Below are 25,740 nucleotides of genomic sequence, written 5' to 3' on the forward strand. Positions count from 1 at the left end.
AGACCGCGACCTTTGGGCCTTCAAGGGGAGCGATCGTGTAGTGACAACCCATTGGCGATGCGATATGTGCCCGGCCATGAGGAGCCGGACAGTCGAGTACGTGTGTGGTGGACCGCAGTCCGGGGAAGCGAATAATGAATAAAAAGGGGAACAACATGAAAGCTGAGGTTTTCCTCCCGGACGATTATCGCCCCGCCGAAGACGAACCCTTCATGAACGAGCGTCAGCTCGAGTATTTCCGCAGAAAGCTGCTGAACTGGAAAGCGGAACTGCTGGACGACAGTAAATCCACCATCGAAGGCCTTCAGGGCTCGACTCGCAACATCCCCGACATCGCCGACCGTGCCAGCGAAGAAACCGACCGCGCTCTCGAACTGCGCACCCGGGACCGCCAGCGCAAACTGGTCGCCAAGATCGACTCGGCGCTTCGCCGAATCGATAACGGCGAGTACGGCTATTGCGAGGAAACCGGCGAGCCGATCTCGCTCAAGCGCCTCGACGCTCGTCCGATCGCGACGCTGAGCCTCGAAGCGCAGGAGCGCCACGAAAGGGCCGAGAAGGTCCATCGCGACGACTGATCGCCCGGACCGGCCGGAAAAAAGGATTGCGCCCGTCTTGATCGGTATCAAGGCGGGCGTTTCCATGTCTGGTAGCCACGATCTGTCAGGGCAGAAAGGAAACGTCAGGTGAAGATCACCATCGCGGGAGCGGGGATCGCCGGACTGTCGGCGGCGCGGGCATTGGCACAAACGGGCCACGAGGTGCGCGTCTGCGAAAAAAGCCCGGAAATCAGCGAGGTCGGGGCCGGAATTCAGGTGAGCCCGAACGGGTATGCCGTGCTGCGCGCCCTTGGCCTGTCCGATGCGCTGGATTCCGTCTCGATCCGCGCAGACACGCTGCGCATGGTCGACGGGCCGACGGGACGGGAGGTCGTGTCTCTCGACCTGACGCGCGCCGGCGGGGAAGGCGGCTGGCGCTTCGTGCACCGCGCGCGACTGATCGACGTGCTGAAGGACGGCGCAGTCGAGGCCGGGGTGACGCTCGAGACCGGTGCGGCGATCGATCCGCCGCCCGCCGGCGCGGCCTTGCCGGGCGATGACCTACTGATCGGTGCCGACGGGCTGAAGTCCCGCATGCGCGCCCGCGTCGACGAGGCGTCAAAGCCGTTCTTCACCGGGCAGGTGGCCTGGCGGGCGCTCCTGCCCGAAGCCGGCGGCCAGCCCGTTGTGGAGGTTCACATGGGGCCGGGGCGTCACCTGGTCAGCTATCCCTTGCAGGGCGGTTTGCGAAATATCGTGGCGGTCGAGGAGCGTCAGGGCTGGGCGGAAGAGGGCTGGAGCCATCAGGACCACCCGGCCAACCTCAGGGGCGCCTTCGCCGGTTTCTCGCCGCGCGTGCAGGGTTGGCTCGAAAAGGTCGGCGACGTGCATCTCTGGGGCCTGTTCCGGCACCGTGTCGCGGACCGCTGGCACAGTGGCCATCAGGCCCTGATCGGTGACGCGGCGCACCCGACGCTGCCCTTCCTCGCACAGGGCGCGAACATGGCGCTGGAGGATGCCTGGGTGCTGGCCGATTGCCTGTCCGCAGGCCCCATGGCGGACGCCCTGGCGCGCTACCAGTCGCGGAGAAAGTCGCGGGTTACGCGCGTCGTCGATGCGGCCACCGCGAATGCCCGGAATTACCATCTGTCGTCGCCGGTTGTCCGCTACGTCGCGCACGGCGGGTTGAGGGTTCTGGGCGCGGTCGCGCCGGACCGGTTGCTCGGCCGCTTCGACTGGCTTTACCGTCACGATGTGACCCGCGCCTGATCTGTCTTTTCTTTATGCCCCTCATGTGCTTTGCCCTCTGCCATGAGCGTTGTCCGCGAAGCATATGATCTGAAAGTCGCGTCCGGGGACCTGTCGCCCGACGAAGCCCAGTTCGCGGCCGTGGCCGAACTGGACCGCATTGCCGAAGCGATGGCGCGGCGTCCCGAACGCAAGGGGCTGGGCGGGTTTTTCGCGAAGAAGCCGCCGCCTATCCCCGGGCTCTATCTCTGGGGCGGCGTCGGGCGCGGAAAATCCATGCTGATGGATCTTTTCCACGAGGTCGTCCAGACGCCCAAGACGCGCCGTGTTCATTTCCATTCGTTCATGCAGGAAGTGCAGGCCGCGCTGCACCGCGCCCGGCAGACAGGCGTCGACGACGCGATCCGCCCGGTGGCCGACGACATGGCCGAGGGGCTGAACCTTCTCTGCCTCGACGAAATGCAGATCACCGACATCGCCGACGCGATGATCGTGGGTCGCCTGTTCCAGCGGATCATGGACGCAGGCGTCACCATCGTGACTACCTCGAACCGCGAGCCCGACGCGCTTTACAAGGACGGGTTGAACCGGGCGCTGTTCCTGCCGTTCATCGAGCTTCTGAAGCAACGGATGGCCGTGCATGAACTGGTGTCGCCCCGCGACTATCGCCAGAACCGGCTCAAGGACGCCCAGACATATTTCTGGCCCGCCGATGCGGGTGCCCAGGCGGAGATCAACGCAATCTGGGACGATCTGACCGGGGATGCCCGAAATTCACTGGTGCTTCACGTGAAGGGGCGCGAGGTGGAATTGCCGCTTTTCGCCAACGGCATCGGCCGGGCGCGGTTCTATGATCTCTGCGGCAGGCCGTTGGGGCCGGCGGACTATCTTGCGATCGCCGACGTTGTGCGTGTCCTGATCCTCGAAGACATCCCGAGGCTGTCGGCCGACAACTACAACCAGGCGCGCCGCTTCGTCACGCTGATCGACGCGCTTTACGAGGCGCGGGTCCGGCTGATCGCCACGGCAGCGGACGAGCCTGAGCGGCTCTATCTCGAAGGCGAGGGCAGTTTCGAATTCGAGCGCACGGCCAGCCGTTTGCGCGAGATGCAGTCCGAAGGCTGGGGCAAGGCCTAGGAGACGCCGCCGTCTGTCTCTCGGATGAAGAGAACCAGAAGCAAGGCCCCAGCCGACAGCCCAAGCACGCTTGCCGTCAGCGGAAAGGCCGTTCCGTCGAACATCTGGCCCACGGGGGCGGCCAGAAGGATGCTGGCCACGGTCGAAGTGGCGCTGACCACCGAGGACGCCATGCCCGCGATATGCCCCATGGGTTCGAGCGCGATGGCGTTCATGTTCCCGATCCCCAGCCCCGCCATGTAGAAGACGGCCGTGATCCAGAGGAAGGTGATCGCAAAGGGCGGCGGCCCGGCGGACCAGAGGGCAAGCTGGCCAAGCAGGAACAGCGCCGTGAGGACCGCTAGGACCAGGAGCGCCAGCGTTACGACGCGCTTCATGCCGAAGCGGACGACCACCATTGCATTCAACAGGCTGGAGCTTGCCGTGATCGCTGCCATGAAGCCGAACCAGAGAGGAAATGTCTCTTCCTTGCCGTAGATCTGGCCGAAGACGGCCTGGCTGGACATGAGCGCCGAGAACAGCATGCCGAAGACCAGCGTCTGCACCCCGATCGCCAGCACGACCTGACGGTTCGAGAAAACCTCCGCGAGGCCCTCGGCCAGCTTGCCGAGACGGAACGGGCGGCGGCGATCGTGAGGCAGAGTCTCGGGCAGGCGTGTCAGAAGCCAGAGCATCGAGAGCGCCGAGAAGACCGCGAAGGCCATGAAGATCGCGCGCCAGCCGAAGGCCCAGGCGATACCCGCTCCAAGGCTCGGGGCAACAACCGGAACCAGAGTGAAGACGATCATGATGAAACTGGTGATCCGCGCCATCTGGCGGCCGGAGAAGAGATCCCGAACGATGGCGATTGCCGTGACGCGGGGCCCGGCGGCGCCGAGGCCCTGAACGGCGCGAGCCATCAGAAGTTCGTCCAGGCTGTCACTTGTGGCGCCGTAGAGCGCGGCGAGCGAGTATATGATCGCGCCGCCCACCGCGACAGGCCGGCGGCCAAGCGCATCGCTGAGAGGACCGGAGAACAGCGTGCCGGCTCCCATACCGATAACGAAGGCCGCAATGATCAGTTGCGCGCGGTTCGGGTCGGCGGGGTTCAGCGTCTGCCCGATCTCGGGCAGGGCGGGCAGCATGGCGTCGATGGAAAAGGCGATGGTGGCCGACAGCATGGCCAGAAGCGCCACCAGTTCGACGCGCGAGATCGGCTCCCGCGGCGCTTCCTTCGCCGTGATGTCAGTGGGCATGGCCGTCCGGCCTCCGGACCGCGCTCATTCCTCGGATTTCAGTCGTTCGGAGATCTCGTCGATGACCTGAAGCCACAACTCGGTCGGTTGCGCGCCGGGCAGCACATGCTGGTTGGCGAGAACGAACGTCGGAACACCGGTCACGCCACGCTGGCGGGCATGTTCGTCGCGCGCGCGGATGTCCTCGAGATCGGCGCCGCTGTCGAACAGCCGCGCGATCATCTCGCGGTCCAGTCCCACACCTTCTGCGATCGAGAGCAGAACCTCCCGGTCTCCGATGTCCCGGCCTTCCTCGAAATAGGCCTTGAAAAGCCGCGACACCACGGCGGTCTGGCGCCCCTCCAGTCCGGCCCAGTGGATCAGGCGGTGCGCGTCGATGGTGTTGGGCGTGCGCTGGATCGCACCGAAATCGATCTTCAGTCCCGCAGCCTCGGCGGCCCCGGCGATGCGGGAATAGATGCGTACCGCGTTTTCCTTGCCGCCGAACTTGGTCTCGAGATACTCGCGCCGGTCCATCCCGCCTTCGGGCATGTCCGGGTTCAGCTGGAACGGATGCCACTGGATGGTCAGCGCGTGCTCGGGCCGGGCTTCAAGTGCGCGGTCGAGGTTCGCCTTGCCGATATAGCACCACGGGCAGATGGGGTCGGAGAGAATGTCGAGCGTGATCATGACCCGGCCTCGTTGTCAGTCCTGAGCGCCCGGCGCAAGAGCTTTCCGTTCGGATTGCGCGGAAGTGAAGCGTGGTGGACGAAGAGGCGCGGCTGTTTGTGCCGGGCCAGGTGTTGCGTGGCATGTGCACGCAGAACGGTCTCGGGGATCGGCGCATCGGCCGCATAATGCAGCGCGACCACCACCGTCTCGGCGTCAAGCGCGTGATCCACGGCGGCCGCATCGTGGACGCCCGGGCAGCGGCTCATGGCCTCCTCGATCTCCAGCGGAGACAGCCGGAACCCGCCAGCCGTCAGCACGTCGTCGTTGCGCCCCGCATAGACGATCGCCCCATCTTCGCGCATCTGTCCCATGTCGCCGGTCCGGAACCAGTCGCCATCGAGGCGCGGCGTGGCGTCGCCCAGATATCCCAGAATCAGCCCCGGATCGCTCTTGTGCACCGCGATCTCACCGGTCTCGCCGCGGGGCACCGCTCCGTCCGGTCCCAGAATGGCGACCGCTCGTCCGGGTTGGGCATAGCCCAGCGTGCCGGCCGGGGCAGGGCGCGTGGGCGAGCCCGAGATGAAGGTCGAGCATTCCGACTGTCCGAAAGCTTCGTGCAGGTCGGTGCCCATCCTGTCCCGCCAGCGCTCGCGCAGGCTCTCCGACAGTTTCTCACCCGCCGACAGCCCATGGCGCAGCTTTGGGAAGGGCGCGGGCTCGGCCCTCAGGATCCGCCGGAAAACGCCCGGAGAGGCGGCGAGCAGCGTCGCCTCGTGGCGCCTGATCAGAAGAGGCAGCATGTCTGGCGTGACGCCGGGGCCGGGAATCAGCGCGGTGGCGCCAACGGTCCACGGGTCGAGAAGGCCGGTCCCCAGCGTATAGGTCCAGTTGAAGGCGCCTGCGTGCAGAATGCGGTCTTCGACGGTCAACCCGTACCAGCCGTCGAACATCATCCTCCGCGCAAGGATCGCGCGATGGGCATGGACGACGCCCACCGGCGCGTTCGAGGTGCCTGAGGTGAAGACGACGTAACCGGGTCGTTCAGGGTCTCCCTCGATTACCCCGGTCAGAGGTTCCGCAGCCTCAAGCTCGGCCATCGAAAGGACAGGCAAGCCCGGCGGCAGGGCGATGCCGGGGGCGCAGAGAACGGCCTTCGGGCGCAGAACATCGGCGATCCGCGCGATCTCGGTTTCGTTCAGCGCGGCGGAACTGGGCACGGGCACGATCCCCGCGGCCACCGCCCCGAGAAAGGCCAGCGGAAACTCGGTCGTGTTTCCCAGCCGGAGCAGCAAACGGTCCCCGGGCTCAAGTCCCGCCTGCACCAGCGCGGCCCCGGTGGCCAGCACGCTGTCGCGAAGCCGCCCGTAACTCCAGCGCTCGGAGCCCGAAGGTTTCAGAACCGTCAGGGCGATCTTGTCGTCGCTCGCGCCGTTGGCCCAAAGCACATGATGCGCCAGGCTGAAGCGCGCTGGCGGATCAAGGTCGGTGCGATGGTCCTCGACGGAGAGCATGGGGCCGGATTAGGCAGCCCGGCCCGCCGATGCAAGAGAGCGGGTAAAGGTCACTCGGCCGCGACGGCGATCTTGCGGTTCAGCCATGCCGGAAGGAACAACGTCTCGACCAGTTCCTCGGCCTCCGCCACCGTCACGTCGGCGTGGCGGGCGATGTCGCTGCAGAAGGACGACATGCTGATCGCGGGCATGCCGCCGGGGCGCCCCAGATCCACGCAGGGGGCGCATTGCCGCACCACGTCGAGAAATCCGTTCCAGTCGCCTTGCACCGATGCCCATGTCATCTCGCGCCCTCCGGGGTTGACCGCCCGGGCATCGTTTCACCGAAACTTTAATCAAAGATTAACGATACAACTCACGCGGCCTTCAGATGCACCGCTTCCAGCCGCCGCGCCGCCAGCCAGCTTGCCGCCGACATCAGCGCCGCCATCCCCAGGCACCCGGCCACGCCACCAAGCTGAAAGCTGAGCCCCGACAGAAGCGTGCCCAGAAGCCGCCCTGCGGCATTCGACATGTAGTAGAACCCCACGTCCAGAGTGACCCTCTCGGATTTCGAGAATTCGAGGATAAGGTAGGAATGCAGCGCCGAGTTCAGCGCGAACACCGCGCCAAAGACCAGCAGCCCCGCGATCACCACCGCCGTCAATCCTGGCAGGTCCGACCATGCCGCCACCGCCAGAAGCGCAGGGATCAGCGCCAGAAGCCCGACCCAGAACCGTGCCGCCGCCACTGTTCCGGCCGGGGTGCCGGTCTGCGATTTTAGGATTCGCGGCGCATTTGCCTGAACCGCCCCATAAAGCACGATCCAGGCCGCCATGAACGCGCCGATCAGAAAAAACGCCTGCCGTGCGCCCTCGGTCGTGCCATCCGACAGGACGCCGTAGAAAAAGACCGGGATGCCGACCACGAACCAGGTGTCCCGCGCGCCAAAGAGGAACATGCGCGCCAGCGACAAGGCCCGGATGTTCGGGTCCTCGGGGATGACCGCCGAAACCTTGGTGCCCTTCTTGCCACCGGGCAGGCCTCTCGGCATGAACAGAACGATCGCCGTCAGGATCAGCGCCAGCGCCACCGCCATCCCGATGACCGAGGCGGCAAAGCCGAACAGGCCCAGCATCGCGGCGCCAAGGAAGAAGCCCACGCCCTTCACCGCGTTCTTCGAGCCCGTCAGCAGAGCCACCCAGCGGAAGAGCGCGCCGTCCGCATCGGGCGCCAGCAGCTTGACCGCGCTTTTCGACGACATCTTGGCCAGATCCTTGGCCACGCCGGAGACGCCCTGCACGGCCATGACATAGACCACCGAAGCCGCAACGCTCCATTCGGGATCCAGCCCGGCCAAAGCAGCCAAGGCCCCGATCTGCAGGACAAGCCCGGCATAAAGCGTCGAGGTCAGCCCGAACCGGCTGGCCAACCAGCCAGCCGACAAATTGGTGACGATCCCCATCACCTCGTAGAGCAGGAACAGGTAAGCCAACTGCACCGGCGAGAAACCGAGCGTGTGGAAGTGAAGAAGCACCAGCATCCTGAGTGCGCCATCGGTCAGCATGAACGCCCAATAGGCCACCGTGACGGCGACATAGGCCTTCATACCACCCCGGTCGCTCACGTCAGGCTCCCGGCGACCATCCGCGTGATGTCGCCCAGCCGGCAGGCATAACCCCATTCGTTGTCGTACCAGGCATAGACCTTCACCTGAGTCCCGTTGATCACCATGGTCGAGCCCGCGTCCACGATAGAGGAGCGCGGATCGTTGACGTAGTCCGCCGAAACCAGTGGGCGCTCCTCGTAGCCGAGGATGCCCTTCAGCGGCCCCTCCGACCATTTGGCAAAGAGCGCGTTCACCTCCTCGGGCGTCGTCTCGCGCTCCATCTCGAAGACGCAATCGGTCAGCGAGGCGTTCAAGAGCGGCACACGCACCGCCAGCCCGTTCAGCCGGCCTTTCAGCTCGGGATAGATCAGCGTGATCGCGGTGGCCGAGCCCGTCGAGGTCGGGATCAGGCTGTTCAATGCCGAGCGCGCGCGGCGCGGATCCTTATGCGCCTTGTCGACGATGGTCTGGGTGTTGGTCACGTCATGGATCGTGGTGATCGAGCCATGACGTATGCCGATCTCCTCATGCAGCACCTTCACAACCGGCGCGAGGCAATTCGTCGTGCAGGAGGCCGCCGTCACCAGGTCATGCCGCTCCGGATCGTAAAGGCCGTGGTTCACGCCATAGACCAGGTTCAGCGCCGACGCGTCCTTGACCGGGGCCGAAACCACCACCTTCCTGACGCCCGCCGCGTAATAGGGCGCGACCTTGGCCTCGGTCTTGAAGACGCCGGTGCAGTCCACCACCAGGTCCACGCCCAGCTCCGCCAGCGGCAGCGCCTCCAGCGTTTTCTCCTGCGTGAAACGCATCGGGCGCCCGTTCACCACCAGCCTGTCGCCGTCGGCTGCAATCGCGGCCGGCCAGCGGCCATGCACAGTGTCGAACTCCAGAAGCAGCGCGTGCTGGTCAATATCGCCGTAAGGCTCGTTCACCAGAACGATCTCGCCGCCCGCGTCCGCATCGAACAGGTCCCGGAGCAAGAGCTTGCCCATCCGGCCCAGGCCATTGATCGCGATCCGTGGGGTCATGTCAGGCCTCCTCGCTCGCGCCGATATCATCCAGCCGACGCTGAATCGACATCCTGTCCAGGCTCTCGATCGGCAGCGCGGCGAAAGCCAGCACGCGCCGGCGCATCTGCGCATAGGCGTCGGCGAACGCATAGGCCTTCTCGGCATCTGTCCCCTCGACCTTCACCGGATCCTTCATCCCCCAATGAGCGGTGACGGGCTGGCCGGGCCAGGGCGGGCATTCCTCGCTCGCCGCCCGGTCGCAGACGGTAAAGACGAAATCCAGCCTGGGCGCGTCGCTGCCCTGGAACTCGCTGACGTTCTTGGCGCGCAACCGCGAAACGTCATGCCCGTTGCGCGCCAGCACCTCCAGCGCGAAGGGGTTGAGCTCCGACGTGGGACGCGTCCCCGCTGAGTGCACGTCGAACCGGCCTTCTCCCAGATCCCGCAACAGGGCCTCGGCAAAGATCGACCGGGCAGAGTTTCCGGTGCAGATGAACAGGACGGAATATGTCGGTCCGCTCATGGCGGGGCCTCCTTCTTGCGACATCAGATGGGCAGTCAGCGGCGCGCAGAGATCCGGGCGACCCCGGCAGCAATCGGCCACCAGGAAATCGACCAGTGCACCGATGGCGGGCAGGGCGGCATTGTAGTGGATGGCGGTGCCGCGCCGTTCGGCCGACACAAGACCAGCCTCGGCCAGCGCGCCCAGATAGACGGACAGCGTGTTCGGCTTGATCCCAAGCGCCTCCGCGATCTCGCCGGGACGCACCGCCTGCGGCGCATGGCGGATGATCAGCCGGAAGACGGCCAGGCGCCCGGAATGGGACAGGGCCGAGAATTTTCGGGTTTGCTCATTGTATTCCATAATTCATGAATTATGGAATTATCAGCGCCACCTCAAATGAAGTTTTTATGACACGCGTGAACCCGGACAATTCGACTGAAATTGTCCTTCCTATTGGCCGAAATACTTCGGGGTGCGCGCGTCAGCGCGCGGGGGCAGAGCCCCCTCCACGCATCCCGGTCAGATCGCCCGATCTATGGCGCGCGCGCCGGCGGAAACGTCCTGGCCGAAGCCTTCGATCGTGTTGCAGGCGGCAAGCCCCAGAAGCAGCAATGTCAGAAGGGCGGTCTTTTTCATATGCTCTCACTCCTCATACCACCAGACGTCGGGCTGGAAGCCGATCCAGTCGCCGTACATCGGCAATGCCTCGGGATAGCGAAGCTCCTTCACATGGGCAAGACGCGCGACCGGGTTGTACCAGATCGGAACAACATAGCGGCCCGTCGTCAGGATGCGATCGAGCGCCTGCGTGGCCGCCAGGAAATCGTCCTGGCTTTCCGAGGTCAGCAGCCGCTGGATCATCGCCTCGGCGGCGGGGCTCTTCATGCCCATCCAGTTGCGGCTGCCGTCGGTGTCCGCGGCCTCGCTGCCCCAGTAAAGCATCTGTTCGTTGCCCGGCGATAGGGACAGCCCGCGGGTGTACCAGGTCATGTCGAAATTGAAGACGTTGGTGCGCTCGTTGTACTCGGCGCTGTCCACGGCGGTCACGGTCACCTGCGCGCCGATCCGTCCCAGCGCGGCGGCATAGAGATCCACGATCTGCTGGGTTTCCGTCGCACCCGTCTGGAGAAGGATGTCGAAGGCAAAGGGTTGCCCCGCGGCGTTCTTCAGCACCGATCCGTCAAGCGTCCACCCGGCCTCGGCCAGAAGGTCCAGCGCCTTGCGAATGTTGGCCCGGTTGCGCTCGGTCCCGTCGCCCTCGGGCATGGAATAGCCCTCAAGAGCGCCGGGCAGAAGCTCATCCGCGAAGGGCTCCAGGAATTCCCGGACGCGCCCCTCGGCGGGGCCTTCGCGCATGCCCAGAACCGAGTTCGAGAAATACGAGGTGATGCGCGGCTGAAGATCGCCGTTGATCGTCTGGTTGATGAATTCGAAGTTGAACGCGGTGATCAGCGCCTCGCGCACGCGCCAGTCGGCAAAGACCGGGCGGCGGGTGTTCATGACCAGTCCGGTGATGCCGGACGGGCGCTGATGCGGTATCACGGACTTGACCATGTCGCCCGCCTGCATCGCGGGGAAATCGTACTGCGTGTCCCATTTCTGCACGTTGGTCTCGCGCATCGTGTTCAGAAGACCGCCCTTGAACGCCTCGAACATCGCTGTGCCATCGGCGAAGAACTCCATCCGGATCTCGTCGATGTTGGCCTGTCCCCGCATGAAGGGCACGTCCTTGCCCCAGTAATCGGGGTTCCGCTTCAGAGTAACGTACCGGCCTGGGTCGAAATCGCTGATGACATAGGGCGCAGAAGAGATCGGGATGATGTCCACGCCGGATTCCGCGAAATCCACGCCATCCCATTGAGCCTTTTTCAGGATCGGGCGCATCCCCATGATCAGGGGCAGTTCGTCGTCGCGTTCGGAGAAGGTGAAGCGCACGGTGCGTTCGCCCACCGCCTCGGCGCTGGCGATCTTGGCCCAGCTTCCATGATAGCGCGGGTGCCCAACCGTCCCCAGCGTCTCGTAGGACCACAGGACATCCTCCACCGTGACCGGCGAGCCGTCTGAGAACCGGGCCTCGGGCCTCAGGGTGAACTCGACCCAGGACCGGTCGTCGGGCACCTCGATTGATTCGGCAAGAAGCCCGTAAAGCGTGAAGGGTTCGTCGTAACTCCGTCCCATCAGGCTCTCGTGCGCCAGGAAGCGCAACTGCCACGGGACGCGGCCCTTCAGGATATGCGGATTAAGCGAGTCGAAGCTGCCCACCTCTCCCTGCACCATGCGGCCACCCTTCGGTGCGTCCGGATTGGCATAGGGGAGAGACACAAAATCAGGTGGCAGACCGGGGTCCCCATACATAGCTATGCCATGCTTCGGTTCCGCACTTGCGAAAGAAGCGCTCAGACAAAGTGCCGCGACGAGACCTGCGAAAAACTTTATGCGCATTTCGGAAACAATCCCTGTGCCTGCTTTATTCATTGAGCATCAGCCTACGTGGCGATTCCAGAGTTTTCAAACTTTTAGCTTGGCCTGCGGCGAACAGTTGCGTATAAAGACATTACTGCTCGATAGGTTTCTTGCCTGTATGAAACCTGCCTCAATAACTTAACGCCCGCCTTGTGCGGGCGTTTTTTTATGCCCCTCACGCTGCCGCCGCAGCACGTGGAGTCCCGATCCGCACCAGGATCAGAAGCGTGATCACGATCGTGATCAGGTTCCAGCCGATGCCGTTCCAGATCGCCAGCGCATAGCTGCCCGACAGGTCGTAGAGCCAGCCCGACAGCCAGCCGCCCAGCGCCATTCCGATGATCGTGGAGGCCATGACGAAGCCCACGCGCTTTCCGGCTTCGCGCGGTGGCATGTATTCCCGCACGATGATCGCGTAACTCGGAACGATGCCGCCCTGGCTCAGCCCGAAGATCAGCGACACGATGTAAAGCGAGGTCAGACCGCCCTCGATCAGGAAGAGGCAAAGGGCGATGCATTGCAAAACCGCCCCCAGAAGCAGTGTTTTCAGCCCACCCATGCGGTCGGCCAGAACGCCGAAGGTCAAGCGCGAGACGACACCACCTGCAAGCATCAGGCTCAGCATCTCGGCGCCGGCGACAGACCCGAAACCCCGGTCGATGCACAGGGCCACGATATGGACCTGCGGCATCGACATCGCGACACAGCATCCGACACCGGCGATCATCAGCAGCAGTTGCAGCGTCCGGGGCGGCAGACCCGTTGTCATGGCCTTGGCGGCCGCGGCCTGCGTCGCCCGTTCGGTTGCGATTGCTCCGATCTGGCGGCGCAAAAGCAGGCTGCCCGGGATCACGACGATCAGGATCGACACCGCAAGCACAAGGTAACTGCCGCGCCAGCCGTGATCGGCCATGATCCAGACGATCACCGGGGGCCAGAACGTTCCGGACAGGTAGTTGCCGCTGGCCGCGATCGCCACCGCAACGCCGCGCCGCCTCAGGAACCACTGCGAGACGTCGGCGATCAGGGGCGCGAAGGCGGCCGATGCGCCGATACCCAGGAACACGTGTAGCAAGGTGACCATCAAGGGCGACGCCGCCAGCGCCGCCAGCGCAAAGCCGGCCGCCTGGATCGCCGCCGCGGCGGCCAGCACCGGAGTGATGCCATACCGGTCGACGGCCGGTCCCAAGGTCAGGTTACCCACCGCGAACCCGATCATCGCGGCGACATAGGGCAGGGAGGCGCCGGCGCGGTCGATCCCGAAATCGGCCTGCATGTCGGGCAGCACGACGATGACGGCCCACATGCCGATGTTGCCTATGACGGCCAGAGCCAGACTGATACCCAGTCGCGCCCAGGAATATCTGCTGTCGTGTTCGCTGTCTCCCATGACCGGACGCTATGCCCGGGCGCGTCCGGCGTCCATTGGCAAAATGCGCGGGTCCCGATCATCGTGGTGGAGCGACATGCAAGCGGTCCCGGCCACCCTCTTTCGCGGCATAAAGGGCATGGTCGCACCGGGACAGCACATGGTGCGCCTCGTCTCCCTCGGTGATTTCTGAAAGGCCGGCGGAGAAGGTGATAGCTTGATCGGGAGCGCCGGGAATCGGACGCAAGTCGCGGACCGCATTGGAAACGCGGATCATGGTGGCTTGCGCGTCGCGGGCCGATTGACCGGGGAACAGCACCAGAAACTCTTCGCCGCCCACGCGACCGAAGCCGTCGCGCAAACGGATCGTTTCGCGGACCGAACGGGCAAAACCCACCAGAACCGCGTCGCCAGCCTGGTGCCCGAACGTGTCGTTGATCTTCTTGAAATGATCGATGTCCAGCAGGCAGGCGGTTCCCTTTGCCAGCCTGTCGCTCGCGGCCAGCTCCTCCAGCTTTCCGATCACGTGGCGGCGGTTCGAAATCCCGGTCAACTCGTCGGTATGGGAGTTTCGCAGCGCCACGTCCCGTGCAAGCCGCAGCATCCGCTCGGATGCGTTCAACTCGGTCACGTCGCTTCCCACGTAGATGATCCAGCCGTTCTCCAGCATTGTCTCGACAACCCAGATGTACCGCCCGTCGTGCAGATCGCTTTCATAGGTGCGCACGCGGCCTTTTCCCCGGCGGGAGCGCACAGAAGAGATCCAGGCGTCGATGTCGGACGTCTTGATCACCGTGCCGCGATTTGCCGTATAGTTCCGGCGCATCAGTTGTTGCCAGTCCAGCCGTTCGCCTGGTTCGATGAAATAGCTCTGCCGGAAGGCATGGTTGGTGAAGCGCAGGTACTCGTCGGCGTCATAGACGCCAAGCAGGGCGGCCGAATGTTCGAACATTTCGAGGATTTGCCAGACCGCGTCCTGTCCGGCCTCGACGGTCGGGCCGGCTGCGGAATGATGAATGATCTGACCTCTGCTCGCCACTTCGTACCCGTCGGAAAGGCTTTGGAGGACGAGGTTAGAGCGGGACTGATAAGGATGGGTTAACCCGGACCGGGTCGCCGGCTCAGATCGACAGCCGCGTGGCGTGGGCGCCGCGTTCCCGGTAGGGTGTCGTGTTGTACTGGGACCGGTAGCATTTCGAGAAATGCGACGGGCTGGCAAAGCCGCAGGCCAGCGCCACGTTGATGACGCTCATGTCGGTCTGCATCAGCAGGTTGCGCGCCTTCTGAAGCCGCAGTTCCATGTAATAGCGTTTGGGCGAGCGGTTGAGATAGCGCCGGAACAACCGTTCCAACTGACGGGTCGACATGCCCACGTCGCGGGCCAGGATCGAAGGACTGATCGGCTCCTCGATATTGGCTTCCATCATGTGGATGACGGCCGAGAGTTTCGGATGGCGCACGCCGATACGGGTCGGCACCGACAGGCGTTGCGTGTCCTGGTCGGTGCGGATCGTCGTGTAGATCAGCTGATCGGCCACCGCTCCGGCCAGCGCTTCGCCGTGATCGTCCGCGATGAATTTCAGCATCAGGTCGATCGACGCGGTGCCTCCGGCTGTGGTGAAGGTGTTGCCGTCGATGACGAAGACCGACTTGGTCAGCGTGACGTCCTCGAACTCCTCGACGAAACTGTCCTGGTTCTCCCAGTGGATCGTCGCGCGCTTGCCGTCCAGAAGCCCCGCCTTCGCCAGCGAGTACCCGGCCGTGCAGAGGCCCCCGACCTTCGCGCCGCGCCGGGCTTCCCTGCGAAGCCAGTTCAGCAGTTTCTTCGTCGTTGCCGAGGCCACGTCGATACCGCCGCACAGGATGATCGTCTCGTCGCGCGGAATTTCTTCCAGATCGCCGTCCAGCTGGAACGCCGTTCCGGCCGAACACGTGGCGGTTTGGCCGCCTTCGCCTATGATCCGCCACTCGTAGAGCTTCTTGCCGGACATCCGGTTCGCGATGCGCAGGCTTTCCACCGCGCAGGCGTAGCAGAGCAGAGTGAACTGATCGAGGAGCACGAAGACAAAGCGGCGCGGTTTGCCATCGCTTTGCACCGGAATGGTCTGAATCCTGATGTCGGCCATGCCAGTCTCAACTCTCTCCCTGTCTTCAGCGAAACACCATTTTGAGAACGGCCACAAGGTATGTCGTGATCCAAAAACGACCGCAAACGGTCGAAATCCATTTCCAAAGGGCTTCGATTGCGGTTTTCAAGCCGCCGAGATTTCCCTATAAGCGTGCTTCGCAAGCAATTCTGGACCGAGGACAGACCGATGAGTGAGTGGCAAAAATCCGGGTGGAGATCCAAGCCCAGGGTACAGATGCCCGACTATACAGACCCCGCAGCGCTTGGCGCCGTCGAGGCGCAGCTGTCCAAGTATCCGCCGCTCGTCTTCGCCGGCGAAGCGCGCCGCCTGAAGAAAGCACTCGGCGCTGCCAGCCGTGGCGAGGCGTTCCTCCTGCAAGGCGGCGACTGCGCCGAAGCCTTCGCGCAGTTCTCGGCCGACAACATTCGCGACACCTTCAAGGTCATGCTTCAGATGGCGATGGTGCTCACCTATGGCGCGAAGGTACCCGTCGTTAAGGTCGGCCGCATGGCCGGCCAGTTCGCCAAGCCGCGCTCGGCGCCGACCGAGACCGTGGGCGGCGTGGAGCTGCCCTCCTACCGGGGCGACATCATCAACGAGCTGGACTTCACGCCCGAGGCCCGGATCCCCGACCCGAAGAAGATGCTGCAGGCCTACACCCAGGCCGCCGCCACGCTGAACCTTCTGCGTGCCTTCTCGACAGGCGGCTACGCCGACGTGCACCAGGTCCACGCCTGGACGCTGGGCTTCACAGACCGGGACGAGGCCGAGAAATACCGCGACGTGGCCAACCGCATCCAGGACACGCTGGACTTCATGACCGCCGCGGGCATCACCGGCGACAACAACCATGAACTGCACACGGTCGACTTCTACACCAGCCACGAGTCGCTTCTGCTGGAGTATGAAGAGGCGCTGACCCGTGTCGATTCCACCTCCGGCAAATGGCTTGCGGGTTCGGGTCACATGATCTGGATCGGAGACCGCACGCGTCAGCCCGACGGCGCGCATGTGGAATTCGCGCGCGGTGTGCTGAACCCGATTGGGCTGAAGTGCGGCCCGACCACGACGGCCGACGACCTGAAGGTCCTGATGGAGAAGCTGAATCCCGAGAACGAACCGGGCCGCCTGACGCTGATCGCGCGTTTCGGCGCAGGAACCGTGGGCGAGCATCTGCCGCGCCTGATCAAGACGGTCCGCGAGGAAGGCGCGAACGTGCTCTGGACCTGCGACCCGATGCACGGCAACACGATCAAGTCGGCCACGGGTTACAAGACGCGCCCCTTCGACAGCGTGCTGCGCGAAGTCCGCGAGTTCTTTGACGTGCATGCTGCCGAAGGCACAGTGCCGGGCGGCGTCCATTTCGAGATGACCGGGCAGGACGTGACCGAATGCACCGGCGGCGTGCGCGCGGTGACGGAGGAGGACCTCTCCGACCGCTACCATACCGCCTGCGATCCGCGACTGAACGCGTCGCAGTCGCTGGAACTGGCGTTCCTGGTGGCGGAAGAGCTGTCGGCACGCCGGACCCGGCAGGCCGAGGTTGCCGTCGGCTGAACCGGCCGTTCATGACCGTGAACACGGCCCGCGCCATCCGGCGCGGGTTTTTTTCCTGGCCAAACCCGGCCACCCGCGCCGAAGCATAACGGAATTGAGATGAACATACGGTTCCCATAGGCTCTTGAGGAAAGCAGCCTAGGGAGGAACCATGACCGTTCGAAATGAACTGCCTCAGCTTGCGGGCCGCAACATGACCTGCGGCGGAGGTTTCGAGACCTGGCTCCAGTATGTCGACGGCTTCAAGCTGCGCCATTTCTGTGGTTTCGAGTTGATCGACAATCCACGCGGACTGCAATGTCTGACCGACTACCACCGCAAGCTGGTGGAGGCTGCCGTGGAAAACGGGTTCGGCGTCATCAACGAAGGGCTGCATTACCGCGCAAGCCGCGACTGGGGAGAGCTGATCGGCTTTTCCCGTGAAGGTCTTGAAGAGATCAATATCCGCGGGATCGAGTTCTACAAGGACTTCGCGCGGGAATACGCCTCCGATGACACGCCGATGCTGGTGGGCGGCGTGATCGGGCCGCGGGGGGACGCCTACAACGTGGGGCGGACGCCCGACGCTGCCGAGGCCGAAGACTATCACTCCGAACAGATCCAGACCTTCAAGAAGGCTGGCGCCGATCTGGTGACGGCGGCGACATTCTCCAGCCTGGAGGAAGCGACGGGACTGGCTCGCGCGGCGAAAGCGGCCGGGATGCCCGTCGTCATCTCGTTTTTCGTGGCAAAGGGCGGCAAGCTGAAAGGCGGAGAGACGCTGGAAGAGGCGATCCGGCAGGTCGATGCCGCCACAGACAATGCGCCAGCCTATTACATGATCAACTGCACCCATCCGACCGAATTCGCGCCGGCGCTGACCGGGGGCGACTGGACCCGGCGTCTGGGTGGTTTCATGCCGAACGCCGTCGCCATGGAAACGCTCGATCTCTGCAAACTCGGCCATCTCGAAGACGGCGACCCGGTGGAGCTGGGCGGGCAGATGGCGGAGCTGGCCCGGCGCTTTGACCATATCAACGTCTGGGGCGGATGCTGCGGCACCGATGGACGGCATATCGGCGAGATCACCAGGCAGGTCGGCGACGTGCGCCGATCGATGACCGCATGAGCGTGGAAAAGGCGCTGTACGGCGCTGCGGTACTGGGCGCATTGGTGATCGGCGTAACTCTCTGGGCATGGGGGCAGCCGCTGATCTGCACCTGCGGGTACGTGAAGCTCTGGGAAGGCTTCATCTGGTCTTCGGGAAATTCCCAGCATGTGGCGGACTGGTATTCCCTGTCTCACATGGTGCACGGGATGCTGATCGTTCTCCTGGGCCGCGTCTCGGGAGGACGCATCGGCTATCCCGTTCTTCTTTTGCTGGCCATCGGGACGGGCATGGCCTGGGAGATCGTCGAGCATACGGAGTGGGTTCTGGGGCAGTTCCGCGAGGTCACCATCTACCAGGGCTATATCGGCGACAGCGTTCTGAACTCGGTCATGGATTACGTCTGGATGTGGGCCGGGTTCTTCCTGGCGAACGCGATTGCGACGTCCTGGATCCTCGGCGTGATCCTTCTGATGGAAGCCGGATCCGCGATCCTGGGCCGCGATTGCCTGACCTTCACCACGCTGCAGACCTTCTTCTCGCTGGACGTGATCGACGCCTACCAGCAGGAGATCAATCCGAACAGGCGCCCGGCCGAATAGGCGGCCGGATGCGGACGGTTTGACGGAGCGTTCAGGTTAAGCCGTCGTTAACCCTGGTGAACGCGCGCAACATATCTGGTGGCCGGCCAGCCTGGGCCATACCGGTGCCATACATTTTGCCGACGCTATGCCGACGCTTTGCAGCGGGTGATTTCAGCCGAAGTTCTCGAGGAACATGAGCATTGACCCTCTGCAGCGGCCCGCACGGGGCGTTGCCAGCGTACGGTCCTTCGTTAAGCCGGCGCGGCTGTGCCATCGTTGACCACGACAAGGCGCAGATGCCCGCGCCGGACCGGGGCAGGGGGCGCGGCTTTCGGCTTCGGCGGCATGAAGACACCGGACAGGCCGGTACTCTTTCCGGGTGCTTCGGCATAGCCCACAAGGCTGCGCCGCGATTGCTCGGTGATCTCCAGCCGCCTGGGCTTCCGTCCGATCTCGCCTTTCAGCGAGATGCCGCCAAGGATGCGAGTGATATCGCCCAGATCGCTTCGGAGCGGCAGAAGCACCATGCCGCCCGACAGTTCCGGCCTGCCGATCCCGGCTTCGGAGGCAAGCGAAAAGCGAATGGTCGACGGATCGTCGAACGCGGATTCCAAAGCGTCCGCAAGGGTTTCGCGGGATCCGGCGGCAAAGATCGAAGAGAGCGGCAAGCCCCTTGCTTCCATGCCGAGGATGTCCGTCATATGCGATCCCGCGATCCGGAGCCGGGCCAGGCCCGCGGTCAGTCGCTCCAGTATGAAGGCGTGGCCGAGAACGCCTTCCAGCCCCCTCGGATCGATTTCCGAGCGTGACGGGACAAGGCGGCCCGCACGGATCTCGGTCCAGTACGCCTCGATCCGGGCCAGGGAGGAATCATGCTGCGCCGGATGCCCGTTCTGGAACGGCACGACAGTCGGTCCGTGGAAATCATTCGTCGTCATCGTTACCCCTCACAAGCGGCGCCGATGGAATTGCGCCGATAACCTCTCTTTAACCACCTCGTGAATTCTGACACAAAAAAGCCACGAAGACTTCAGATTTCTTTCCAGAAGGTTAACGCGATGGCCCCGACATCCCTATCCTCCATGACCGGCTTCGCCGCCGCCCAAGGCGCCGCCCCCGGCTGGTCCTGGACCGTCGACATCCGCTCCGTCAACGGCCGCGGCCTCGACCTCCGGTTCAGGATGCCGGAATGGATCGAGGGTCTGGAACCCGAGTTTCGCAAGGCACTTCAGGGACGGCTGCACCGGGGAACGGTGAACGTGAGCGTGCGCGTCCAGAGGGATGAAAGCGTGGCTGGTCTGGCACTGAATCCCAAGGCCTTGGACCATGCCCTGAGTTTCCTGGCAGAAATCGAATCCGCGGCTCGTGCGCGGGGGCTGTCTGTTCGGAAGATCAGCGCAGCCGACATCGCGACAATCCGCGGAGTGCTCGATCAGACGGATACGGCGACACAGGATATCGCGGCGCTTCGTTCATCCGTTCTTGAGACGGCCAGCACATGCGTCGATGCCTTTCTTGCCGACCGCAACAGCGAGGGCGCGGCCATTGCAACCGTCATTGGTTCGCAGATCGATCGTATCGAGTCGCTGGTCGCCGAAGCGCGCGCCGCCGCGGGTGACCGCGACGCGGCCGCGCGACAGGGTATGGAGCGCGCGGTATCCCGATTGCTCGACGTCACCGAGGTTCCCGACGAGGCGCGGTTGATACAGGAACTGGCGCTGATCGCAGTCAAGAACGATGTGACCGAAGAGATCGACCGCCTTGGCGCGCATATCGGCGCTGCCCGCGATCTGCTGACGCAGGACGGCGCGGTGGGGCGCAAGTTCGACTTCCTGATGCAGGAATTCAACCGCGAGGCCAACACCCTGTGCTCCAAGTCGCAGTCCACTGCCCTGACGGCCGTCGGCCTTGACCTCAAGGCGCTGATCGATCAGATGCGCGAGCAGGTTCAGAACATCGAATGACCGGACGGGGGACATGAAACGACGCGGACTTTTGATCATCCTGTCGTCGCCATCGGGTGCCGGTAAATCCACTTTGACCCGAAGGTTGCGAGAATGGGATCCCGAGATCAGTTTCTCGATTTCGGCAACGACGCGCGCTGCACGGCCGGGCGAAGTGAATGGCAAGGATTACCGTTTTCTGACGGTCGACGATTTCAAACGAATGGTTGCGGACGGCGATATGCTGGAGCACGCCCATGTGTTCGGCAATTTCTACGGCTCTCCGAAGGGACCGGTTGCGGATGCTATCGAGGCTGGCTCAGACGTGCTGTTCGACATCGACTGGCAAGGCGCGCAGCAGATCGCGAACTCGCCGCTGTCGCAGCACGTCCTTTCGATCTTCCTCCTGCCACCGTCGATCACGGAACTGCGCCGCCGGCTCGAAACACGCGGTCAGGACAGCGCCGAGGTGATCGCCAAGCGCATGACGCGATCGTGGGACGAGATCTCGCATTGGGATAGCTATGACTATGTGCTGATCAATGACGATCTCGACGCGACTGAAGAGCGACTGAAGACCATCGTCACCGCGGAAAGGCTGCGGCGCACGCAGCAGCCCGATCTTATCGATCACGTACGCCGCCTGCATGCCGAATTCGAGGAAGACTCATGACGATCTATGCACTTGATGGAATTTCCCCGACACTTCCCGAGGACGGGGATTTCTGGGTGGCTCCGGACGCCAACCTGATTGGCCGCGTGATTCTGAAGTCGGGGGCTTCGGTCTGGTTCGGCGCGACTCTGCGCGGGGACAACGAGCCGATAACCATCGGTGAGGGTTCGAACATCCAGGAGAACTGCGTGATCCACACCGACTTGGGCTATCCCTGTACCGTCGGTCGCGATTGCACGATCGGCCACAAGGCGATGCTGCATGGCTGCACGATCAAGGACGGCAGCCTGATCGGGATGGGAGCGACGATTCTGAACGGCGCGGTGATCGGCGAGGGATGTATCATCGGGGCGGGCGCCTTGATCGCCGAAGGCAAGGAGATACCCGATGGCAGCCTCGTCATGGGTGTGCCCGGCAAGGTCGTGCGGCAGCTTGACGAAGCCGCGCGAACCGGAATCCCATCGTCTGCCGAGCACTACCGCACGCGTATGCGGCATTTCCGAACTGCGCTGAAACCGGTGGAGCCTTCCGGCACATGACATCCGACGATATTCGCCGCCCACGTTTTCCCGTCGGCGTCAGCCGACCCGTTGTCTCTCCGATCCAGCCCTCCGTGGTTTATGCATCGGTCGACGCCGACGCGCTGGACGCCCAGTACGAAGGGCGGACCAAGGGCTATACCTATGCCCGTGAAGGACATCCGAACGCCGATACGCTTGCCGGCATGATCGATGCGCTGGAGGACGCGGAGGGTGGTCTGGTGACCGGCTCCGGTATGGCCGCGGTCACGGCAGCGTTGTTGGCAAATCTCAAAGCGGGCGATCACGTCATCGGAGCGGATCAGCTTTATGGCCGGTCCCTGCGCCTGATGCGGGAGGATCTGCCGCGGTTCGGGATCGACGTCACGCTTGTCGATCCGACCGACGCCGGGCGCCTGGCCGCTGCGATCCGGCCCAACACGCGGATGATGCTGCTGGAGACCGTATCGAACCCTACGCTCCGGGTCGCCGACCTCGAGGGAGCTGCGGAACTGGCACGTCGTCACGGGGTGTTGCTGGCAGTGGACAATACCTTCACCACGCCTCGAGCCCTGCAGCCGTTCGCGATTGGCGCGGATATCGTAATCCACTCCGTGACCAAGCTGCTGGCCGGGCATTCGGATGCCACCCTGGGCTATGTCGCGGCACGGGACCCGGAGGTGCGCGCCCGGATGCATGTGCTGGCAGCAACAATGGGCTTTACGCCTTCACCTTTTGACTGCTGGCTGGCGGAACGAGGGCTCTACACATTCGGATTGCGCTTCGACCGCGCCGTTGCCACGGCGTCTCGGCTCGCCGAAGCCCTGTCTTCGACCACAGGGGTTCGGCGCGTTCTCTATCCGACGCGCCCAGACCATCCCGATCACAACCGGGCGGCGTCCCTTCTGGGCGGAATTGGCGGCAACATGGTCAGTTTCGAACTGGACGGAGGGCGCGAGACGGTGAACGGCTTTCTGCGCGCGGCTTCGAGCCTGTCTTTCGCCCCGACGCTCGGCGATGTGAATACGACGATCAGCCATCCGGCGAGTTCATCGCACCGGGCGCTGTCCGAGGCCGAGCGCCTGGGCTTGGGTATTTCCGAAGGATTCATCCGGGTGTCCGTTGGCTGCGAAGAGCCGGATGCTTTGATTGAGACGTTCGTCGGCAGCATTTCCCGGGGCGGTTAGCGTTCCGCGATGATCTGGAAGTTAAGCCCCGGGCAAAGTTCGGATATCTCGTTCTCGATGAGGCGCGGGTTCGGAAGACCGTAAGCCGTCGCGCAATAGACGCCGCGGTAGTCAAGGCTGTCCAGCAAGCAGGCCAGCTCGATGCAGTCGAAATTCCGCGCGAGGGCAGGCGACACAACCGCTTCCGGATGGAGCAGTTCCAACAACGCCGGCGTCACTTCGTGAAAATCCACGAACCTGATGTTCATCGGAATTCGGACGTTCTCGTAACGTCGGTTCCATTCGTCCAGCGAGCCTACGGCCAGAATTCTGGTATGCGCCTTGGCTCCGGTCGGCAAAATTTCTTCAATCAATGTGTCACGCACCGGCACAAACTCCCGAGCGACTTAATATGCATGTCATGGTTGTACATTTGAAAATCCAATTCAGCAGAAAACGTCGCGTCCGACAGTGTGGCCCTACATTCCGTGTGGGGTATGGGTTTTGCTGTATGCTTCCGGATATTCTTATGATTGAAGCTCTGGGCATCGACGCCGCATGTCCGTCCGAACAGGAATGAGTGCCAATGACGCAGGGATTGATCGATGCTTTGCCGCGCCCGGCGCTGCTGATCGAACGCTCCGGTCGGCTGGGAGTAGCCAACGAAGGCGCTCGCAGGATGTTCGGCGAGGCCATCATCGGCAGACACTACATAACGGTCCTCCGGCAGCCGATTTTGCTCGATGCGATAGAAAAGGTCATGCGCGATGGAAGCGCCTCTCAGGCGCGCTACCTGACTACTGATGCCCAGAAAGACATTACCCTGATGGCGCATTGCGCGCCGGTTCGTCCTTCGGGCGACATACTGGTGTATTTCGATGATCAGACCCCGCTGGAAGAGGCGGGTCAAATGCGCCGCGATTTCGTGGCCAATGTGAGTCACGAACTGAGAACGCCCCTGACGGCGCTGATGGGCTTCGTGGAAACGCTGCAGGGCGCGGCGAGGGATGATCCTGCGACACGGGACCGTTTCCTGGGGATCATGCACAAGGAAGCGCAGCGCATGAATCGCCTGGTCGGTGATCTTCTGTCGCTCAGCCGGGTCGAGGCGAACGAGCGCGTTCGTCCGACGACCATGGTCGATTTGGCCGCAATCGCGCGAAGCGTGGTCAGCGCCCTTGGACAGCTGGCCGAAGACGCGAATATTGTCGTAGCGACCGAAGGGCTGGATGCGACCTGCATGGTGCGCGGGGATGGGGACCAATTGCTTCAGGTAATGACTAATCTCCTCGAAAACGCGATCAAGTACTCCGGCAGAGGGAAGCACGTCACGCTCTCTCTGACGCGCCAACAGGATCATCCCATGATGCGGGGCGAGGCTGCGGTCATGACCGTCACCGATACCGGCGAGGGAATCGATCCGATCCACATTCCCCGCCTGACGGAGCGATTCTATCGAATCGACAGTCACAGATCGCGGGAGTTGGGCGGGACCGGACTGGGACTGGCCATCGTAAAGCACATCGTCAACCGTCACCGGGGACGTCTGAAGATCGAAAGCGATCTCGGCAAAGGAAGCAGATTTTCAGTTATTTTGCCGGCCTCCGAGCAGTTTTGATTTCTGCAGCGACCAACGGACGGCCCCATGACGCGGGCGCGTCCAGCATTGTCATAAAACTGTTACGCAACTGTCACAAAAGCATAGCCGGCGGCGCTTAGTGAAACAGGCGAGGTCGCGTGGGGCGACCATAGACAACCAGGAGATTTTCCATGCTGAACGTGAGATCGACCGCCTCTGCCCTGGCGATCGTAGCCGTTTCCGCAACCGCCGCAGCAGCGCGCGACCAGGTGCAGGTCGCGGGGTCCTCGACCGTGCTGCCCTATGCTTCGATTGTCGCCGAAGCCTTCGGCGAGAACTTCGATTTCCCGACGCCAGTCGTTGAATCTGGCGGTTCCTCCGCCGGGCTCAAGCGGTTCTGCGAAGGTGTGGGTGAGAATACGATCGACATCGCCAATTCATCGCGCAAAATCCGTGAAAAAGAAGTCGCCGCCTGTGCTGACGCCGGTGTGACAGAGATCATTGAAGTACGCATCGGCTATGACGGCATCGTTTTCGCCAGCCAGACGGACGGTCCTGCGTTCACCGCATTCACGGAAGAGCAGTGGTACAAGGCCATGGCCGCTGAAGTGGTCGTGGACGGTGCGCTGGTTGCGAACCCCTACACGAAGTGGTCGGACATCGACGCTTCTCTGCCCGATGCCGATATCCAGGCGTTCATCCCCGGAACCAAGCACGGAACCAGGGAGGTCTTCGAAGAAAAGGTGATCCTGGCAGGGTGTGAAGCCTCTGGCGCAATGGAAGCCATGGTGGCCATGGGTAAATCCGAAGACGAAGCCGAGGATGCCTGCATGAGCGTCCGCACCGACGGACGCTCGGTCGATATCGACGGCGACTACACCGAAACGCTGGCCCGTATCGATGCCAACCCCCAGGGCGTCGGCGTGTTCGGTCTGGCGTTCTACGAGAACAACGCCGACAAGCTGAAGGTTGCCACCATGTCGGGCGTCGCCCCGTCGGTGGAAACGATATCGACCGGTGAATACCCGGTATCGCGTCCGCTGTACTTCTACATCAAGGGCGCGCATATCGGTGTTATTCCCGGACTGAAGGAATTTGCGCAGTTCTTCGTCATGGATGAGATCGCCGGCCCCGACGGTCCGCTGGCCGAGTATGGCCTCGTTGCTGATCCGGCACTGGCCGAAACGCAGATGACGATCGAGAACGAAGAGACGATGGGTTCGGGTTCCTGAGCCTCTGACTGAA

General features: G+C 63.4%; 26 protein-coding genes. 12 read left to right on the plus strand and 14 right to left on the minus strand.

Annotated elements, in window-relative coordinates; all coding sequences use genetic code 11:
• The first annotated feature begins 155 nt into the window (after positions 1–155).
• The 3 genes from dksA (at position 156) to zapE (ending at position 2,924) form a co-directional block, all read left to right on the plus strand.
• Complete coding sequence (dksA, locus tag ACKLNI_RS09835; RefSeq protein WP_413718887.1) at positions 156–578, plus strand: RNA polymerase-binding protein DksA; 423 nt, start codon at positions 156–158, stop codon at positions 576–578.
• 108 nt (positions 579–686) lie between these two features.
• The gene (locus ACKLNI_RS09840) at positions 687–1,808 is read left to right on the plus strand and encodes an FAD-dependent monooxygenase (RefSeq protein ID WP_413718888.1); all 1,122 of its coding nucleotides are present in this window, start codon (positions 687–689) and stop codon (positions 1,806–1,808) included.
• Between the two features lie 42 nt (positions 1,809–1,850).
• Complete coding sequence (gene zapE, locus ACKLNI_RS09845) at positions 1,851–2,924, plus strand: cell division protein ZapE (protein WP_413718889.1); 1,074 nt, start codon at positions 1,851–1,853, stop codon at positions 2,922–2,924.
• Here the strand turns inward: zapE and ACKLNI_RS09850 are convergent.
• The 12 genes from ACKLNI_RS09850 to ACKLNI_RS09905 all read right to left on the minus strand — a co-directional run bounded on the left by ACKLNI_RS09850 (position 2,921) and on the right by ACKLNI_RS09905 (position 15,385).
• Complete coding sequence (locus ACKLNI_RS09850; protein ID WP_413718890.1) at positions 2,921–4,159, minus strand: multidrug effflux MFS transporter; 1,239 nt, start codon at positions 4,157–4,159, stop codon at positions 2,921–2,923. The genes zapE and ACKLNI_RS09850 overlap by 4 nt on opposite strands.
• A gap of 24 nt (positions 4,160–4,183) precedes the next feature.
• Positions 4,184–4,828 carry a DsbA family oxidoreductase gene (locus tag ACKLNI_RS09855; RefSeq protein ID WP_413718891.1) on the minus strand — a complete coding sequence of 215 codons (645 nt, stop codon included), beginning with the start codon at positions 4,826–4,828 and terminating at the stop codon, positions 4,184–4,186.
• Complete coding sequence (locus ACKLNI_RS09860) at positions 4,825–6,321, minus strand: class I adenylate-forming enzyme family protein (protein WP_413718892.1); 1,497 nt, start codon at positions 6,319–6,321, stop codon at positions 4,825–4,827. The genes ACKLNI_RS09855 and ACKLNI_RS09860 overlap by 4 nt, the downstream gene beginning before the upstream one ends.
• Positions 6,322–6,371: 50 nt before the next feature.
• Positions 6,372–6,605 carry a hypothetical protein gene (locus ACKLNI_RS09865; RefSeq protein WP_413718893.1) on the minus strand — a complete coding sequence of 78 codons (234 nt, stop codon included), beginning with the start codon at positions 6,603–6,605 and terminating at the stop codon, positions 6,372–6,374.
• Between the two features lie 71 nt (positions 6,606–6,676).
• A complete protein-coding gene (arsJ, locus tag ACKLNI_RS09870) occupies positions 6,677–7,909 on the minus strand; it encodes an organoarsenical effux MFS transporter ArsJ (protein WP_413718955.1) in 1,233 nt (410 codons plus the stop codon).
• A 14-nt stretch (positions 7,910–7,923) separates the two neighbouring features.
• Entirely contained in the window at positions 7,924–8,940 is a 1,017-nt protein-coding gene (locus tag ACKLNI_RS09875; RefSeq protein ID WP_413718894.1) for an ArsJ-associated glyceraldehyde-3-phosphate dehydrogenase, read from the minus strand.
• Between the two features lies 1 nt (position 8,941).
• Positions 8,942–9,787 (minus strand): arsenate reductase/protein-tyrosine-phosphatase family protein, encoded by an 846-nt coding sequence (locus tag ACKLNI_RS09880; RefSeq protein ID WP_413718895.1) that lies wholly within the window; start codon positions 9,785–9,787, stop codon positions 8,942–8,944.
• 159 nt (positions 9,788–9,946) lie between these two features.
• On the minus strand, positions 9,947–10,063 hold the full coding sequence (locus ACKLNI_RS09885) for an entericidin, EcnA/B family (RefSeq protein ID WP_413718896.1): 117 nt from the start codon (positions 10,061–10,063) through the stop codon (positions 9,947–9,949).
• Between the two features lie 6 nt (positions 10,064–10,069).
• Positions 10,070–11,869, minus strand: a complete 1,800-nt coding sequence (locus tag ACKLNI_RS09890) for an extracellular solute-binding protein (protein ID WP_413718956.1) — start codon at positions 11,867–11,869, stop codon at positions 10,070–10,072.
• A gap of 196 nt (positions 11,870–12,065) precedes the next feature.
• The gene (locus ACKLNI_RS09895) at positions 12,066–13,280 is read right to left on the minus strand and encodes an MFS transporter (RefSeq protein ID WP_413718897.1); all 1,215 of its coding nucleotides are present in this window, start codon (positions 13,278–13,280) and stop codon (positions 12,066–12,068) included.
• Positions 13,281–13,338: 58 nt separating this feature from the next.
• Positions 13,339–14,298 carry a GGDEF domain-containing protein gene (locus ACKLNI_RS09900; protein WP_413718898.1) on the minus strand — a complete coding sequence of 320 codons (960 nt, stop codon included), beginning with the start codon at positions 14,296–14,298 and terminating at the stop codon, positions 13,339–13,341.
• A gap of 82 nt (positions 14,299–14,380) precedes the next feature.
• A complete protein-coding gene (locus ACKLNI_RS09905; protein WP_413718899.1) occupies positions 14,381–15,385 on the minus strand; it encodes a GlxA family transcriptional regulator in 1,005 nt (334 codons plus the stop codon).
• A gap of 189 nt (positions 15,386–15,574) precedes the next feature.
• On the opposite strand from ACKLNI_RS09905, the gene ACKLNI_RS09910 reads away from it, so the two are divergent.
• The 3 genes from ACKLNI_RS09910 to ACKLNI_RS09920 all read left to right on the plus strand — a co-directional run bounded on the left by ACKLNI_RS09910 (position 15,575) and on the right by ACKLNI_RS09920 (position 18,634).
• A complete protein-coding gene (locus tag ACKLNI_RS09910) occupies positions 15,575–16,945 on the plus strand; it encodes a class II 3-deoxy-7-phosphoheptulonate synthase (protein WP_413718900.1) in 1,371 nt (456 codons plus the stop codon).
• 151 nt (positions 16,946–17,096) lie between these two features.
• Positions 17,097–18,053, plus strand: a complete 957-nt coding sequence (locus ACKLNI_RS09915; protein WP_413718901.1) for a homocysteine S-methyltransferase family protein — start codon at positions 17,097–17,099, stop codon at positions 18,051–18,053.
• Positions 18,050–18,634: a DUF2585 family protein gene (locus tag ACKLNI_RS09920; RefSeq protein ID WP_413718902.1), complete on the plus strand. Its 585-nt coding sequence runs from the start codon at positions 18,050–18,052 to the stop codon at positions 18,632–18,634. The genes ACKLNI_RS09915 and ACKLNI_RS09920 overlap by 4 nt, the downstream gene beginning before the upstream one ends.
• Positions 18,635–18,867: 233 nt before the next feature.
• On the opposite strand, the gene ACKLNI_RS09925 is transcribed toward ACKLNI_RS09920, so the two are convergent.
• A complete protein-coding gene (locus tag ACKLNI_RS09925) occupies positions 18,868–19,554 on the minus strand; it encodes a PAS domain-containing protein (protein WP_413718903.1) in 687 nt (228 codons plus the stop codon).
• A 120-nt stretch (positions 19,555–19,674) separates the two neighbouring features.
• Between ACKLNI_RS09925 and ACKLNI_RS09930 the strand changes: the two genes are divergently transcribed.
• The 4 genes from ACKLNI_RS09930 to ACKLNI_RS09945 are packed head-to-tail and all read left to right on the plus strand — an operon-like array spanning position 19,675 to position 22,937.
• Entirely contained in the window at positions 19,675–20,580 is a 906-nt protein-coding gene (locus tag ACKLNI_RS09930) for a YicC/YloC family endoribonuclease (RefSeq protein ID WP_413718904.1), read from the plus strand.
• Positions 20,581–20,593: 13 nt separating this feature from the next.
• Positions 20,594–21,232, plus strand: coding sequence for a guanylate kinase (gene gmk / locus ACKLNI_RS09935; protein ID WP_413718905.1), 639 nt, complete (start codon positions 20,594–20,596; stop codon positions 21,230–21,232).
• Positions 21,229–21,771, plus strand: coding sequence for a gamma carbonic anhydrase family protein (locus ACKLNI_RS09940; RefSeq protein ID WP_413718906.1), 543 nt, complete (start codon positions 21,229–21,231; stop codon positions 21,769–21,771). The genes gmk and ACKLNI_RS09940 overlap by 4 nt, the downstream gene beginning before the upstream one ends.
• A complete protein-coding gene (locus ACKLNI_RS09945) occupies positions 21,768–22,937 on the plus strand; it encodes a trans-sulfuration enzyme family protein (protein ID WP_413718907.1) in 1,170 nt (389 codons plus the stop codon). Before ACKLNI_RS09940 ends, ACKLNI_RS09945 begins: the two co-directional genes overlap by 4 nt.
• Here ACKLNI_RS09945 and ACKLNI_RS09950 read toward each other — a convergent pair.
• A complete protein-coding gene (locus ACKLNI_RS09950) occupies positions 22,934–23,302 on the minus strand; it encodes a hypothetical protein (protein WP_413718908.1) in 369 nt (122 codons plus the stop codon). The genes ACKLNI_RS09945 and ACKLNI_RS09950 overlap by 4 nt on opposite strands.
• A gap of 200 nt (positions 23,303–23,502) precedes the next feature.
• On the opposite strand from ACKLNI_RS09950, the gene ACKLNI_RS09955 reads away from it, so the two are divergent.
• On the plus strand, positions 23,503–24,534 hold the full coding sequence (locus ACKLNI_RS09955) for an ATP-binding protein (protein WP_413718909.1): 1,032 nt from the start codon (positions 23,503–23,505) through the stop codon (positions 24,532–24,534).
• Between the two features lie 152 nt (positions 24,535–24,686).
• Positions 24,687–25,727 carry a substrate-binding domain-containing protein gene (locus ACKLNI_RS09960; RefSeq protein WP_413718910.1) on the plus strand — a complete coding sequence of 347 codons (1,041 nt, stop codon included), beginning with the start codon at positions 24,687–24,689 and terminating at the stop codon, positions 25,725–25,727.
• Positions 25,728–25,740: the final 13 nt, after the last annotated feature.

Source organism: Silicimonas lutimaris, from assembly GCF_047314965.1.
Lineage (GTDB): Bacteria > Pseudomonadota > Alphaproteobacteria > Rhodobacterales > Rhodobacteraceae > JAVJUV01.